This is a genomic window from Persicobacter diffluens (genome assembly GCF_036244895.1).
Taxonomy (GTDB): domain Bacteria; phylum Bacteroidota; class Bacteroidia; order Cytophagales; family Cyclobacteriaceae; genus Persicobacter; species Persicobacter diffluens.
On record NZ_BQKE01000003.1, the window covers coordinates 117,639 to 133,015 of the forward strand.

Sequence of the window (15,377 nt, forward strand, 5' to 3'; positions counted from 1 at the left end):
ATCAAAAATGAAAAAATATTTGCTATTACTGGCCCTTATAGCGGGGAATTTGTTCTCCACACAAGCCCAGGACAAACCCAACATCATCCTGATCATGGTGGATGACCTGCCCTACAGTGCGCTGGGCGTAACGGGCTCTACCTGCACCATAGCGGAAACGCCCAATATTGACCGCATTTTCAAAGAAGGCGTGCAATTTAATCAGGGCTATGCGACACATGCCGTATGTGCGCCATCACGTGCCGGAATCATGACCGGACGCTATCAGGCCAGATTCAATTATGAAATATTACCGGGCACTAAACTCCAGCATAACAAAAGTGATTTCGGCGTAGATACCAAGGAGTATATGATTCCTCAAATCCTGAAACCTGCTGGCTATGCCACTGCGGCGATCGGAAAATGGCATTTGGGAGATGCGGACCGCTTTCAGCCTCATGAGCGTGGCTTTGATCATTGGTTTGGTTATCGCGGCAGGTGTGGTTATTACCAGTTTCGCAGTCAGGTGCAAGCCATCAAAAATGGACTTCCCCTTCCTGAGGTTAGCGAGGATGAAAAACCTATGCTAAATATTGTGCGGAATGGAGAACCCCAACGATTGACCGGCTATTTGACGGATCATTTAGCAGCAGAAGCAGCAGACTGGATTTCGGAGCAGGACCAACCTTTCTTCCTATATTTCGCCCCCTACAACGTCCACGCACCAGCAGAAACGGTAGACAGTAAATATATTCCGGATGGCGGAAATGGCTTTGATGGCCAAATTGCAGGTTTGGATGCCGCCGTTGGAACGATCATTAACGCTTTAGAAAAAGCAGGTAAACTGGACAATAGTTTAATCGTATTCACGAATGACAATGGTGGCAAAGCGATTTATGAGACCCCTCTTCGGGGCAATAAAGCCACTTATTATGAAGGAGGGGTAAAAGTTCCGATTGGGATGCGCTGGCCGGCCAAAATCCGAAAAGGACTACAAATGGAGGAAATGATTTCCAATCTGGATATGCTCCCCACCTTTGCGGCTCTGGCTGAAGTAGCACTGCCGAAAGACTACCAGACTGACGGGCGCAACCTTTTACCATTATTGGAAAATACGGAAAGCGAGCAACAAAGAGAATTGCATTTCTGGAGAAATACCCGCTGGCGGGCAGTTCGGAAACACGACTGGAAATTAGTGTGGCAGATTGACAAGCAGAAACACCGCCAGTACCTGAAATCTCAGGGAATTCAAGACCACAAAGGCAGACCCATAACAGATGGAGAAAGGGCAGATGAATTATTCCTCAAGCCTGAGCTTTATCATTTGGGAGTAGATCCTGCCGAAACAAATGATGTAGCAGATAAGAACCCATTAATTCTGCAGGAGTTAATTGAGGATTATATCCAATGGGAGTTGAGCCTCCCAAGTCACGCGAGAAAATCTTAAAAGAATAATAGCCCGGGGAAATATCTTCGGGCTTTTTTATGAGCCATTCTTAGACGAAAAGTTTTAACTCGAATAGGCTATGTTAAACCCGTTGTCCAGCTGGAAGGCCTAAAAAGAATGGAATAGCCTCCTATTTCGAGTTTTTAACAACGAAGCTGAGTAATGACAAACAAGCTTGCCCAAATTTGGGTGAATAAAAACCAAAAAAAATACCACTAAACTAATAACAAATGCATTGAGCCGACTTATTAGATTTAGCAGCGAATAAATCGGGCTAAGAGGCGCATTTGTAGAAACGCTCCCTTGGCCCGAATTATTCACCGCTAATTTTAGTGACTCACTATAAATATCTTAAAAACAGGGTATTATGGTTAGTTTTGTCGAATTATCAATAGCTCAAATTTGGGTGCTTGCTTTCTCCTCATTCATCTGCTTCGTTGGGAAAAACTCGAAATAGGAAACTATTCCTTCATTTTTCCCGCCTTGCAACTAAACGAGGAATTAAGCATGAATAATCCGGGTTAGGAGAGCAATTGCATTTTTAACCCCAAAAAAGAGGCTGGCTCATAAAATGAGCCAGCCTCTTTTTGTTTATTCCAATCAAAGGTGATTATTGAATTTGAATGCGCTTGGTGGCATTGATCAACAAGCCTCCGGCTGTCACCCCCTGCAGTCGAATTTCATATTCGGTCTTACGATCATCGGAAGTATAAAATTCAAATTTGGCTTTTCCGGCTTGATCAGTGATCACCCAAGGCTGCCAATGAACAGTGGTTCTGTGATCGGGCTTAATATGTTCTGGTTGCTTTTCGGAATAGTTCATTTTTGGAAACTCCCGAGGGGAATGATAACCAATATTGGTGAGGATATTTAAACCCAGAGAGGTCTCTCCTGAAGTACCACCAGTTCCGGAAATGGTATGGAAAGCAACAATTCCCATACCTCCACTACCGGAAACGGAGGCATCAGAAGCAAAGAACACCTGCTTCACATCAATTGGCGATAACATCAGAATATCATCATAGCTCACCAGCATCCCATCCAGAGTAAAGGCCAGAGCCTGATTACGATAGATTAAATCTGTTGTCCCACTTTCTTCATTAATGGCCTGACGACTGGCGGGCAACATTTGCTGCAACATATTTTCAATGGAGGGATATTGAGTAATAGCTTCAGCCTCTAATGTTTTATCATAATTCGTAAACCAGGTACTATTAAGGTCGGACATTTCCTCGTCCTCCAGACGCGTATCACTGACCACAAATTCTTCCAGCATCTTCACATCAAATCCAACATTGTAGAGGGTATCAAATTTAAAAATTTCATCCCGACGACTGATATAAGCCGCTATTCCTTCACTCGCCATTTCCATTTTTGCCGGATAAAGGCTGGAGTAATGAGGCACAGTATCCACACTCACCACCACATGCGAACTCCCCCTACGCTTTCTCCCCTGCAAAACCAATTGACTGGTATCCTGTACATTCAGATTCTCAAAAACAAAATCTCCGTTCTCATCCGTCTCCGTCATCGTAAACTCCAACAAATTATGTGCATTGGCCAAAATCAGGCGTCCACCTTTCTGATTCTTCCCAAAAGCACCCTCCAAATGTCCTTTCAAAATAATGCCCTTCTCGATGGCATAACTATTCTCCGAAGCCTCAAAAACATCACGCCAGCTGAATCGTCTCCAGCCATTGGTCATCATGACCATATCCACTAGATAAGGATTCTTAGAATTGGCACCAGCAAGATAAGGTACACTTTTTTCCGGCGCATTTTCCAAATCGGCATTCAACAGCAAATAACTAGTGATATCATGATCCATATTCTCCGAAACTGCGGTTTTGTCTACCACCGCTACTGAAAAATGTCCGGCCAGCGGATCTCCAAGAGAATCCTGGACGGTAATTTTTGGCGCCACCAGTTCCCGGTTTCCAAATGTCTCATTGACCTCAAAGGTAATGGCGGCTTCTTCCTGATGATGATTTACAAAAAACAAGCGTTCACAATGCGGACGCAATTGTTCATCGAAAATCGTTAGCCTTTTCACCCCTGAGGATAATTGCTCCAACGGCAACTTCATCAAATAATAATCACGATCAACCGGCCAGCTTATGCTCACCAGCTTTTCTATATTTTGGCCATCCTGAATTAAAATATAAAATTCCTGACCACCGAAATCCTTGCCGCTGAGGCGCAGAGTCGCAAAAGCAGACTTGTTCATTTGCAAATTCAAAGCCAGGCCTTCTGACAGCACCTTGGGCAATGGCTTTTCAATGATTCGATCTCCGGACTTCGCCCTGATGCGATACTTTTCACCCAAAATCGGCTTCATATGAAACATCCCCAATCCCTCATGAAGGCTTTGAAAATTAGCCACCACTTCTCCGGCATCGTCCAAAACCTCTCCTGCCATTTCCATGGGTTTGCCATTACTATCAATCAGCCGGAAAGCAATACGCCCACTCTGACCGGCGATCATATCGCCCCCTTCCGGATAAAACTCTAACTGGTAATCCTCCTGTTGCTTTCCTAGTCCTATTTCTCTGATAATAGTTTTGCCTTCCACCTCATAAGCCAATTCTAACAACAAATTATCATCCGCAATTTTAGTCGGATCAAAAGTTAAAGCCACCTGCCCCTGGGGGTCAACCTTTACTTTTCCCTTTTTAAAATCCTTTTCACCATTTCGTAATCGATAATAGTAAGTACTGGTGCCATGCTCACCAGAGAAGTGGTCCCCGGACAACTTCAAATTCACTGTTCGGGCGTTTTGGTCAAATTCCTGCTCATATTGGATATGCAGTTGCTCAAAATGCGGATTCACCACCTGAATATTCTGCTGGAAGTAATAAGCCTCCCCATAGTTCTTCATCAAATTGGTATAAGCCACTAAGCGGTAATTTCCGGCCTGTAAATCTTCGGGTAAGGAAAAATCTCCCGAAGCACCGGCATACACGATCCGGGATTTATTCTGCACAATTCCGGTTTCGTTTTCGGACAATAATTCCACATACAACAAGCCGCTCTTGCTTTCTGGTAGTCTGGTCTCCGGATTGAAAATATAAGCCTTATACCAGATATTTTCACCAGCACTATAAATCTGTTTATCGGTGTGAAGAAAAACTTTCTCCACCGGATGTTCCTCCTGATGGGAATGGATTTTATCGGCCAAAGTTTTATAGGACTGCGCCTTGAGTGGAACGTTAATCATAAACCCCCAAATAATGAGCGCTCCAAGCGCCTGAAGAAATTTTGTCATGGCATTGATTGAAAAAAAGTAAATCCCATCTATCATGGATCGTATCAAAAATAATCATTCGAACAATGAGTAGGGCTATAGAATTGAACCGAAAAAGGGGTTTATCGGGAAAAAAAAATGTTTCAGGACAAATATCCCCCTTTTTTATTACAGCAATCAGGGGATTTTTAGGGAACCATCGTCAAAAAGCTAAAAGTGACCGCCTGAAATAATTATACCTCCAAATCGGATCAGTGGAAAGAGCAACACAGAAATCTCATGCAGTTAGAAAAATAATGGGCACGAACATAATAAAATATATTATCGATTACCATTCTCCTCAAATCCATAACCCCAAAAAAAATGCTAGCAGCTATAACTGAAATACCACCAAACTTCCCGTCAAACCATAGAGGTTCAGAGAAAAAAACGGAAGTGCCATCTGGATATCCATTATTATCTTCTCTATTAAAATTCATAAGCCTGCACAAAGCGCAAAATTAGGTATAAATACTCATTCAGATGCTTGTAAAGTTTTATCATACTGGGAATCAATTGATAACCGACTTTTTGTGGAAGCATTTTTGATGTTTTTCTATTTTTTATGGAGTCCTGCATCAGCCCTGTACAGTTTTGGTGGAGTTTTAATCAAAAGATTTCCAGCGACTTAGTATATAAATTAGGTACAGTCACTATTTCAAACTGCTGCAGAAAGCCTTTCAAAAAGTATTTTTTAACCGCTACTGCAGCCTAATTTTTTACCTAATGAAAAACATTATTTACAATGCATTTCTTCTGTTAGGAGTAATGTTTCCCCGCTTTTTGTGGGGACAAGTGGAGGTGAATATAAACCTCAACATGGTCCACGAAGTCGATGGGGTCAGTGATTTCGGCCGTGACCGGCATATTATAATACATGCCACTCCTACCGACCCTGACTGGAAAGGATCGGAAGATAAACTTAGTTATCTTATTGACGATCTGGATGTATATTTTGGCCGGGACAATGGCTCCGCCACCTGGAAATTTAACAACACACCCGCCGACCCGAACCGCCCTCATTATCCGGATATGGAATGGATGAAAGGAGAGGCACAGCGCCTCAAGGAGCTCTATGATCAACAATTGCTGGCCCACCAGTACGAATACAAGGGCCCCATGATTATGGGGACCAACCCGCATCCGACCTACCCTACCCTCAGCTGGCATACCGATGGTTTTACCTGGACAGGATGGCAACCACAGGATGTACAAACCTCAGCAGACTGGGTAGTTCAGTACCTGGAGCATTATTTCAAAACCAATCCGGGCGGATCCGGAGAACCTATGCCCACTTATTGGGAGGTGGTCAATGAAATTGATATGGTCATGATGACCGGCCACCTGACCTTTACCAGTCTGGAACAGGTGTGGGCCTATCACAATCTGGTAGCGCAACAAGTAAAAGAAAGACTGGGTGCCAGTGCTCCGGCCGTTGGAGGCATGACCTGGGGGATGCATGATTTCCATATGCGGGATTGGGTATCCCGATTTCCGGTATCTCAGGCCCTGAGTTGGGGGGTAAAAGAAGAAGCCGTACAAACCGCTTTTGAACCCTATATGACTGACGACTGGTACCAGTGGGACGTGATGTGGCAAGGTTTTATCGACCATTGCGGAGAAAATATGGACTTCTATTCCGTTCATATTTATGACTGGCCGGGATGGGAAACACCAGCAAGCCATATTCGCACCGGTGGACATACCGAAGCCATGCTGGATATTATGGAATGGTACGATTTTTATAAATTCGGAGAGCGAAAAGAGATTATCCTTTCTGAATACGGCGCCGTTAGCGGGCATTACATCAACAATATGCCTAATGCCGATCCCAAACGCCGGGACTGGGAAAATGTGCGTCCCTTCAATTCCATGCTGATGCAATTTCTGGAGCGCCCTTCTCATGTTCGGCTGACGATGCCCTTTACCCCGGTAAAAGCCCATTGGGGAGACCACCTGAATGAGGATGGTTCTATCAAGAGCCGCTACCCTTACAAAATGCTGGACGATACCGGAAGCGGGGAGTATCAATGGACGGAATACATTAAATTTTTCGAGCTGTGGAGTGATGTGGACGGTACGCGGGTGGAAACCAAATCCTCTGATATAGATGTGCAAGTGGATTGCTACGTAGATGGCAGTACGGCCTACCTCATTCTGAATAATCTGCTTACCAAAGACCAGACCATCAGTCTGAATTATTTTGAAAGCCAGCAAAGTGCCCTTTCCGGTATTCATGTCAAGCATTTATATCTGGATGAAAGCCTGGGAGCCTATGGCGAACCAGTCCTGAAGGATTTCCGCCTGAACACCGCTCCCGGGAATATTTTACTAAAGGCCGAAGGCACCATGATTTTGGCTTATCAGTTTGAAAAACCGCTGGCCCTTAATGAGCGGGTAAAGGAATATAAATTTATGGGAGAAAAACTCGGCAGCGGTACTACTCCTGCCGGCGGGCAAAAAATTCACACTACCGTGAGTAACGGAACATTGACCGCTCAGGTGAATAATGTTCAGATTCCTTCCGGTTATGCAGAAGCCATGGTGCGGATCAGCGGTGACTTCTTTGCGGATCACATTAACACACCGGTCATTACCGTGAACGGACATGATGTAAACTTTGATGGAAATTACAGAGGAGAGAATATTGACACGCAGAACAAATGGCTGGGCGTGCTGGAGGTGCCGGTGCCAATGGAGTACCTCGCCGCCTCCAATGTGATCACCTGTAAGGCAGACAACCGAGTTGAATATGCCACAGTCATGATCCAAATCTGGGATTTTTCCAACACCCCTGGCCGCGGAAGTCAGAATGCTATTGCCCTTGAAGGCATTACCGCTCCTGCAACTTTTGAAATCATGCAGGGCGTCGTGGAAAGCCTGCCGGTGAGCTTTCAGCCGGAAAATGCCAGTAATAAAAACCTGCAATATGAGAGCTCGGACCCTTCCCTTTTATCCATTGATGAATTCGGACAAATGACCGCCAATGCAGCACAGGGAAGTGTAAAAGTGACCATCACCTCAGAAGACGGTGGCTTTGTGCAGGAGGTAAGTGTCAATCTTTCCCCTTTCAGCCCCACTGCCATTACGGCCTTCAGTATTGATCAGGGCACAAATTTGGAAATCGGTTATTATATCACCACCCCACTAACTGCCAGCATCCTTCCGGAAAATGCCACCAGCAGGGAGATCGTCTGGTCCACCACGGATACGACAATTATGCTGGATCCGGTATCAGGAAAAGTTACCGGAAAAGTGATAGGAGCACAAGCCAGAGTGAAGGCCACTATATTGGACGAAAGCAACCAGCAAACTTTCAGTGATGAAATCACTTTAACGGTTGGCCTGGCCGGGGAAGAAACCATTTACTGCGAATCCCTTCCGGCTTTCACACCTGCTCATACCCAGTTGAACTTTGAATTGAGCATCAATGCATTGGGTTCCCGAACCGTGGCACTGGAACTTTGGAAAAATAACAGCCGCACAGGACTGGTTCAGGAAAATGTGACGGCCACCGGAAAAATGACCATTCCGCTATCCCTTGAACTTAACAGCTTACCCGCTACCGGCAGTTATGAACTCAGGGCTAAATTGATGGACGAAGCTCAGCAAATCAGCAACTGCAGTCGTCCGCTGGAAATCTTACCGGCCATTGAAGTGGAAGAGATTGTATTTGAAGAGGGTATCCGTCAGCTTATTCCCGGAGATGAAATTCAGTTAGCGGTTACGCTGCTGCCAGAAGAAGCCTATAACGGAGAAATCAGATGGACTAGCAGCCATGTAAATGTGGCCACGGTAGATGCTCAGGGGAAAGTGAGTGGTTTAAGCCTGGGTCAAAGCACTCTGAGCGCCACAGCTGATAATGGCGTATTTGCAGAAGTACTCATCGAGGTAGTGCAGGAGGTTGTCGTGCCTCCGACCGCCATAGAACTTCCGTCCAAATTAACCTTGCTGCCGAATAACCAATATGCATTGACTCCGGCCTTTATACCGGAATGGACCACCGAAAAAGAACTGCTTTGGGAAAGTTCAGCTGCTGCAATTGTATCCGTAAATGAACAAGGAATGCTGACTGCCGGAAGCCAGGAAGGTATTGCTTTTATTACGGCCACCTCCACTGCCAATGCAGGGGTGAGTCAGCAAGTAGAAGTAACCGTCGGGCAAACCATTCATATTGAAGCGGAGGAATACGACCGTATGGGAGGTGCTGTGGGAGATATCAAAATTTATGACATCCCGACAGGCGGACAGGGCATCAACAATGTGCAAAGAGGGGATTATGTAGCGTTTGATGTTTTTATACCGGCTTCAGGCCCTTATCTGATCAAATTCAGAGCCGCCACCGCAGTAGAGGACGGACAGATCACCTTAAGTATTGCCGGAAATGATTTGCTCAGCCAGCAGGTCCCTGTAAATGATTGGGATGCTTATTCCATTCTGACTTACCCCCAGCAGGTTAATCTTTCCGCGGGGCAGCAAACGATCCGGCTTACCGGCAGTGGTAGCAGTGACTGGCAATGGAATATGGATTATTTCACCATGACTTTCGAAGGTGAATTGGATTGTGATCCCCTGAACGGCATTACTTTCGATCCCGACCAGCTGACCATGTCCACTGGCACAACGCAAACGCTTAACCCGATTATCAGTCCGGCCAATGCCTGTCCTGTTGAACTGAGTTGGAGTAGTGATCAAACAGAGATAGTCGCCGTATCGGCCGGGGGGGAAGTCACCGCAATAAAAGCCGGAGAAGCCACCATTACCGCCAGCAGTCAGGGCTATGAAGGAAAGTTAATAATCACCGTGGAAGATATTCCGGTAAGTGGAGTAACCCTTATGCCGGAGGAAGTAACCTTATCAACAGGCCAGGTTTATCCCCTGGAGGCCCGTGTACTCCCTGAAAATGCAGCAAATCAGGCGGTCAGCTGGACCACGGATAACGCACAGGTAGCAACGGTCAATTCCGACGGCCAGGTGACGGCCTTAGCTGCAGGCACCGTCACCATTACCGTCACCACCCTGGAGGGTACCTTCACCGCCAGCTCCCTGATAACGGTTAGTGAAGCCATAGAAGGCCTGGTACTGGAAGCGGAAAACTTCAAAAGCACCGGAGGGACTTTTAATGATGGCTTTGTTCCCTATGGCGTTAATAATGCAGGAACAAAAATCAACTGGGTTAACCGGGAAGATTGGGCAGAATATGATTTACAGGTTCCGCAGGATGGGAATTATGGGATGGGTTTTTATATTTCCACTCCAATGGAGGGGGCTCAAATATCCCTTTATCTGGATGATGTCCTGTGGGGAAGCCTGGATGTACCCAATAACGGCGCCTGGGATGATTACAGTCAGCCAACGGCAGCGGCCAAAACCATTGCCATGACCGCGGGTTTGCATCAAATAAAATTAGTCGCCAGCGGAAGTAATGACTGGCAATGGAACCTGGATAAAATTGCCTTCCAATGGGAAAGTGCATTGAAGCCCGACACCCCGGTCAGTGGAGTTAGCGTGAGCCCGGAGGAATTAACTTTAAGTACAGGAGCCTCGGCGCAACTTACCGCCACAGTACTTCCGACCAATGCGGCAAACAAATCCTTAAGCTGGGAAACTTCCGATGTTTCCATTGTAACGGTTGATCAACAAGGGAGCCTCACTGCAATAGCTGCGGGCATGGCTACAATAACCGCACGAACAGTAGAGGGCAATTTTACCGCTAGCGCCACTATAACCGTAACAGCAACGACTTCCTCCATTCGGATTGAAGCTGAAGAATTTACTCAGACCGGAGGAACCTACAACGGATTTGAGATTTATTCGCCTGCCCCGGGAATTCAGGCGATCAACTATGTACAGACCGGGGACTGGGGCGATTATGAGGTTTACATACCGGTCACCGGGGACTATCAGGTGACTTTCCTAATCGGAACCGCTGTTACAGGAGCCGCTATAGCCTTATCGGTGGATGGAAATCCGGCTTCTACCACCCCTGTTCCTAACAATGGGAATTGGGATGTCTTTGAGCCATTGCAGGCTGCAAGCCTGCTTTATCTGACCGAAGGGACGCATACCATCCGACTTTCAGGTGCCGGTACGCATGGCTGGGAATGGAATATGGATTACTTTACCCTGGATTACGATCAGGCGAACCAGAGAATCCTGATTGGGGAACAGGAAGCCATTACATTGAATCCAAATCCGACCAATGGCATGGTTCATTTGAAAGGATTGCCCCAAGCTGGTTGCCAGCTAACGCTTATCAGTAGCGCTGGGCAAATTGTGGAGCATAAAAGCACGCTGAATCAACCAGAAATTTCCTGGAATCTAGGGGAACATCCATCCGGAGTTTACCTGTTGAGGGTTATGAAAAAAGACGGAGCGATGGAAATTATCCGATTGGTGCTGGAATAAACCTTTAAAATTTAAATAACGGCCGGCTGAATTAGCGCCGGCCGTTTTTGTTATTGCTCAGGATGAGCCAATTATTCAGTAGAACCTGAAAAAAACCGATGAAAAAACACCATATGATATTCTAAGGAATTACTCCAATACGCCCAATCGTGGCCTCCCGGACGCACCGTGAATTGATGGGGAATCTCCAACTGTTCCAATTTTTTATGGAGCTGCAGATTGACCTCGTAAAAAAAGTCCCCGGTCCCACAATCGAAAGCAATCGCCATCTGTCCCGGCTTCAACCTTTCCACCCGATTTACCGCCACCCGCTCATTCCATGCCGCAGGATGATCATTAAAATTACCAATACGATCCTTAATATTCCAATTATCAGGAAATGGGCGAAAATCCAGCCCGCCGCTCATGGCCCCCACTGCTCCGAAAATTTCCGGATAGCCCGTCGCCAGATAAAAAGCGCCATGTCCCCCCATGCTAAGCCCGCTTATGGCCCTTCCCTTCCGATTCCTTTTCACTGGAAAATGTTCCTCTACCCACGGCAATAAATCTTCCATGATATAACTTTCATATTGAAAATTATCATCCCTTGTACTGTTGAAATACCAGGAATTATAGCCTCCATCCGGGCACACGACAATTATTTCATAATGATCTACCCATTGTTGCAGTTCCGGCACCTTTTTAACCCAATCGTCATATTTGCCAAAGGCTCCATGCAGTAAATATAAAACCGGATAGGATTTGTCCTGCTCCCTTACGGTCGGCTGCAGGATCACGCTTTTAACAGGTTTCATCATTTTTTGGGCAACAACCTCCACGGTATCCACCGCTGCTGCACGCCCGGAAATACTGTTGGCGCAAAAGAATAAAAATGACAGTACGCTAATAATCTTCATTTGAAAAATCTCTCCTCATTTAAAAATTTAAATAAAAGCAATTTAAACGAACAGTATAAAAGAATTACCATTTTTCCTGTCATCAACCGGCTCCGTTCCCTGTAAATCGCTATTATTCCAACACAAGAGAAGCCATTAGAAAATCCTTCCGAACATCTCCTGTAACATTGAACTACCGGATTCTATTCGGACACAAACAATTTTAATCAAAAGGTAGCATTTCTTACACGCTCGAATTATCCTGTGGAGAACTTCCCCCCGAATATATTTCTTCATAAGAGAAATAGAAAAAACCATTATGTCCAAAGAAATATTCATTGATCCCTTCACGGATTTTGGTTTCAAAAAACTTTTCGGAGAAGAGGAAAGCAAAGAGGCCCTCATTGATTTTCTGAATCAATTTCTACCTGCCCACGATCAAATTGCCAGTCTTGAGTACGGAAAGAATGAGCACCTACCCAAAACGGAGACTGACCGATTAGCCATTTTTGATTTACTTTGCACTAATCAGGAGGGGAAAAGATTTATCATCGAACTCCAAAGAGCCCGACAGGATCACCTCATCGACCGGAGTATCTATTACCTTTCCTTCCTTTTGCAGGAACAGGGACAAAAAGGTCCCCAGTGGCAGTATGAACTGAACACTGTTTACTCCATCAACATCTTACAATTTTTGTTGGAAGAAAAAGCATTTCCCGAAAATCAAATCATCCATCACGCCCTGATTTCACATACCGAAAGCCTGGTACCCATCAGTCAAAAAGTGAATTTCATTTATCTGGAAGTCCCTAAATTCAATAAACCGTTAAACCAATTAGAAAACAGGCAGGACAAATGGCTGTTTCTGTTCAAAAATTTGGCAAAATTAGAGCAACGCCCCGCCGCTCTACGGGATAGAATTTTCTTACGCTTCTTCGAACGCGCAAAAATTGCTAAATTGAAGCCCGAAGAAGCCCGTGATTATCACATAAATCTGGAGAAAATGAGAGATTACCAAAATACACTTGATCATGCCGAGAAGAAAGGCGAAGAAAAGGGAAAGATTATTGGTCGGGAAGAGGGTAAGGCGGAGGGTCGAGAAGAAGGACTAGCAGAAGGGCGAGAAGAAGGAAAAACAGCGACCAATATCGCCACCTCTCAGGCTATGCATGAAAAGGGTTTTGACCTCAAAACCATTGCTGATATTTTAAAGGTGAGCATTCAACAAGTACAGGATTGGGTGAAGAAATAAAGACCGAATTTTGAATTCGCTTTAGAGCCTCCTAACATGCTCCAAATCCTTTTTAAGCATCACAGCTTTTCATAAAATAATATAAGCTAAAGCCCTAAAGTCCCCGGATTATCACTTGAACCCAGAAAAAATGAGAGATTACCAAAATACACTTGATCATGCCGAGAAAAAAGGCGAAGAAAAGGGAAAGATTATTGGTCGGGAAGAAGATAAGGCGGAGGGACTAGCAGAAGGTCGAGAAGAAGGAAAAACAGCGACCAATATCGCCACCTCTCGGGCTATGCATGAAAAGGGTTTTGACCTCAAAACCATTGCTGATATTTTAAAGGTGAGCATTCAACAAGTGCAGGATTGGGTGAAGGCATGAATCTGGTCCTAAACTACAAAGTTACCCTTGCTTAGAGATTGAAACACCGTCCCCCTGGCTAAGGGATGGAGGTATTGTCGGAGCTCATTTTTTCAGCCTTAAAGCGAAGCGGGCCGGAAAAAATAGCGACTACCGACAGCCCGACCCGAGCCTGTGAGGGATAGCCCCAAAAAGTAAAATGCCGGAACCCTTTACTGAGCTCCGGCTAAAATATTTTACTGTGCAGTCTCTTTTTCCCAGGCGAAGGCCTGAAATGGGGCATCCACTGGAGTTTTCGCTAGGTGATTCACATAATTGCTTATCGTTTTCTGGGACAAACCCAAAATTATTTCTAAAACCTGTTTTTGTCCATAACCCGCAGCATAGAAGGCTTCCAAGTCCGCCGAACTAACATTTCCTCTGTTGCGCACCACACTAAGGGTAAAATCTCTTAGCGCTTCCAACTTTGGATTGGCTAATGGTGATTCATTCCTTAAAGCTTCCGTGATGCCGGCATCCACTTTCATGGAATGTGCGATAGCAGTATGAGCTGGCACGCAATAATGACATTCATGCTCAACATTAATAGTCTGCCAAACCACCGTCAGTTCCTCTGCATTAAAGGAAGTTTGGGTAAATTGCTGATGCAGCTGCTGATATGCCTGCAATAATTCTGGAGACTCGGCCATCGTGCCATAAAGATTCGGGATCATGCCCATACTTTTTAATGCAGGTTCCATTAAAGCCTTACTTTTTTCGGGAGCGGATTCGAGGTTATGAACTTTAAATGCAGTCATAGCTTTGTAATTTTTTGTTGACGAAAAAGGAATGGCAAGCATTCCCCTGATTTGTTATTACAAAGGTAGTGACCACCAAAAACAAGCAAATGGACAAAAAGCCCATTGATATGGAGAATTGGTTCAGGCTGAAAATCGCTCCCTAAAGGCGGTAGGCGCCAGTCCTTCATGTTTTTTGAACAGACGGGTAAAATATAGAGGATCATTAAATCCGAGCTCATAGGCTATATCGCTAACAGGTTGATCTGAAATGCGTAATAATTCTTTGGCCCGAGAGAGCCGGATTCCTGTTAAATACTGAGCGGGACTTTGGCCAAATTCTTTTTTAAAAGCACGCTTGAAGGAAGACAAACTCATGTGGCAAAGTTCGGCCAATTCGTCCAGAGATAAATTGGAAAAAGTATGTAGTTCAATTACCTCACGAAGATTAGCCCTGTGTGGATGATATAAATCTGAAAGCAATTCCTGAATAGAAGAAATATTACCGGTTTGAACCAGCAACATTACCAGTTCCTTGGTTTTCATTTCCATTAACTCTTCATTCATCAATTCCGGATGCTCAAAGTAAAAATCCATGGAAGCAATGAATTGTTGAATGACATGCGCATCTACTTTTTGAGCTTTGGGGCTGTTGCCCAGTTGTCGGACCATTTGAGGCAATTCCTTATTATAAATTTTTTCTAATAGCTCCGGATACAAATGGAAAGCCACCACCTCATGCTCATCTTCCTCCCGGCCTTTTAAAAAATCAATAAAGTAGGTATTGCATTTCAAAAGCACCGCATCCTGACTTTGAAGGGGTATATTATCCTGTGCCGATCGCACCAGCGTGGCCGCACCTTTTAAATGCAGAAAACAACCCTGATTTTGAAAAATGGCTTCATGTCGGTAGGGCGGACGAATAGTGGCCTTCTCAATCACTACCTTATCCTTGTAATCAAAGGTTTGTTTTACGGTTTTCATAGATTTTTCCGAATAGCGAACTTCCCG

The 15,377-nt window shown here is 45.1% G+C and carries 8 protein-coding genes; 4 read left to right on the plus strand and 4 right to left on the minus strand.

Annotation, left to right across the window (positions count from 1 at the left end; all coding sequences use genetic code 11):
• The first annotated feature begins 7 nt into the window (after positions 1-7).
• Positions 8-1,426 (plus strand): sulfatase-like hydrolase/transferase, encoded by a 1,419-nt coding sequence (locus tag AAA970_RS19955; protein WP_338238658.1) that lies wholly within the window; start codon positions 8-10, stop codon positions 1,424-1,426.
• A gap of 610 nt (positions 1,427-2,036) precedes the next feature.
• Here the strand turns inward: AAA970_RS19955 and AAA970_RS19960 are convergent.
• Entirely contained in the window at positions 2,037-4,691 is a 2,655-nt protein-coding gene (locus AAA970_RS19960; RefSeq protein ID WP_338238659.1) for an MG2 domain-containing protein, read from the minus strand.
• Between the two features lie 744 nt (positions 4,692-5,435).
• On the opposite strand from AAA970_RS19960, the gene AAA970_RS19965 reads away from it, so the two are divergent.
• Positions 5,436-11,117, plus strand: coding sequence for an Ig-like domain-containing protein (locus tag AAA970_RS19965; RefSeq protein ID WP_338238660.1), 5,682 nt, complete (start codon positions 5,436-5,438; stop codon positions 11,115-11,117).
• A gap of 71 nt (positions 11,118-11,188) precedes the next feature.
• Here the strand turns inward: AAA970_RS19965 and AAA970_RS19970 are convergent, their stop codons facing one another.
• The gene (locus AAA970_RS19970) at positions 11,189-12,013 is read right to left on the minus strand and encodes an alpha/beta hydrolase (protein ID WP_338238661.1); all 825 of its coding nucleotides are present in this window, start codon (positions 12,011-12,013) and stop codon (positions 11,189-11,191) included.
• 298 nt (positions 12,014-12,311) lie between these two features.
• Here AAA970_RS19970 and AAA970_RS19975 point away from each other — a divergent pair, with 298 nt between their 5' ends.
• Both AAA970_RS19975 and AAA970_RS19980 read left to right on the plus strand, forming a co-directional pair.
• Positions 12,312-13,244, plus strand: coding sequence for an Rpn family recombination-promoting nuclease/putative transposase (locus AAA970_RS19975; RefSeq protein ID WP_338238662.1), 933 nt, complete (start codon positions 12,312-12,314; stop codon positions 13,242-13,244).
• A gap of 130 nt (positions 13,245-13,374) precedes the next feature.
• Complete coding sequence (locus AAA970_RS19980; RefSeq protein ID WP_338238663.1) at positions 13,375-13,611, plus strand: hypothetical protein; 237 nt, start codon at positions 13,375-13,377, stop codon at positions 13,609-13,611.
• 215 nt (positions 13,612-13,826) lie between these two features.
• Here AAA970_RS19980 and AAA970_RS19985 read toward each other — a convergent pair whose 3' ends face one another.
• Complete coding sequence (locus tag AAA970_RS19985) at positions 13,827-14,387, minus strand: carboxymuconolactone decarboxylase family protein (protein ID WP_338238664.1); 561 nt, start codon at positions 14,385-14,387, stop codon at positions 13,827-13,829.
• 123 nt (positions 14,388-14,510) lie between these two features.
• On the minus strand, positions 14,511-15,350 hold the full coding sequence (locus tag AAA970_RS19990) for an AraC family transcriptional regulator (protein WP_338238665.1): 840 nt from the start codon (positions 15,348-15,350) through the stop codon (positions 14,511-14,513).
• Between the last annotated feature and the right edge of the window lie 27 nt (positions 15,351-15,377).

Excerpts from the sequence above, each read along its gene's own strand:
- AAA970_RS19955 (WP_338238658.1), top strand. The coding sequence starts at position 8 with ATGAAAAAATATTTGCTATTACTGGCCCTTATAGCGGGGAATTTGTTC.
- AAA970_RS19960 (WP_338238659.1), bottom strand. The coding sequence starts at position 4,691 with ATGACAAAATTTCTTCAGGCGCTTGGAGCGCTCATTATTTGGGGGTTT.
- AAA970_RS19980 (WP_338238663.1), top strand. The coding sequence starts at position 13,375 with ATGAGAGATTACCAAAATACACTTGATCATGCCGAGAAAAAAGGCGAA.
- AAA970_RS19970 (WP_338238661.1), bottom strand. The coding sequence starts at position 12,013 with ATGAAGATTATTAGCGTACTGTCATTTTTATTCTTTTGCGCCAACAGT.
- AAA970_RS19985 (WP_338238664.1), bottom strand. The coding sequence starts at position 14,387 with ATGACTGCATTTAAAGTTCATAACCTCGAATCCGCTCCCGAAAAAAGT.
- AAA970_RS19990 (WP_338238665.1), bottom strand. The coding sequence starts at position 15,350 with ATGAAAACCGTAAAACAAACCTTTGATTACAAGGATAAGGTAGTGATT.
- AAA970_RS19975 (WP_338238662.1), top strand. The coding sequence starts at position 12,312 with ATGTCCAAAGAAATATTCATTGATCCCTTCACGGATTTTGGTTTCAAA.
- AAA970_RS19965 (WP_338238660.1), top strand. The coding sequence starts at position 5,436 with ATGAAAAACATTATTTACAATGCATTTCTTCTGTTAGGAGTAATGTTT.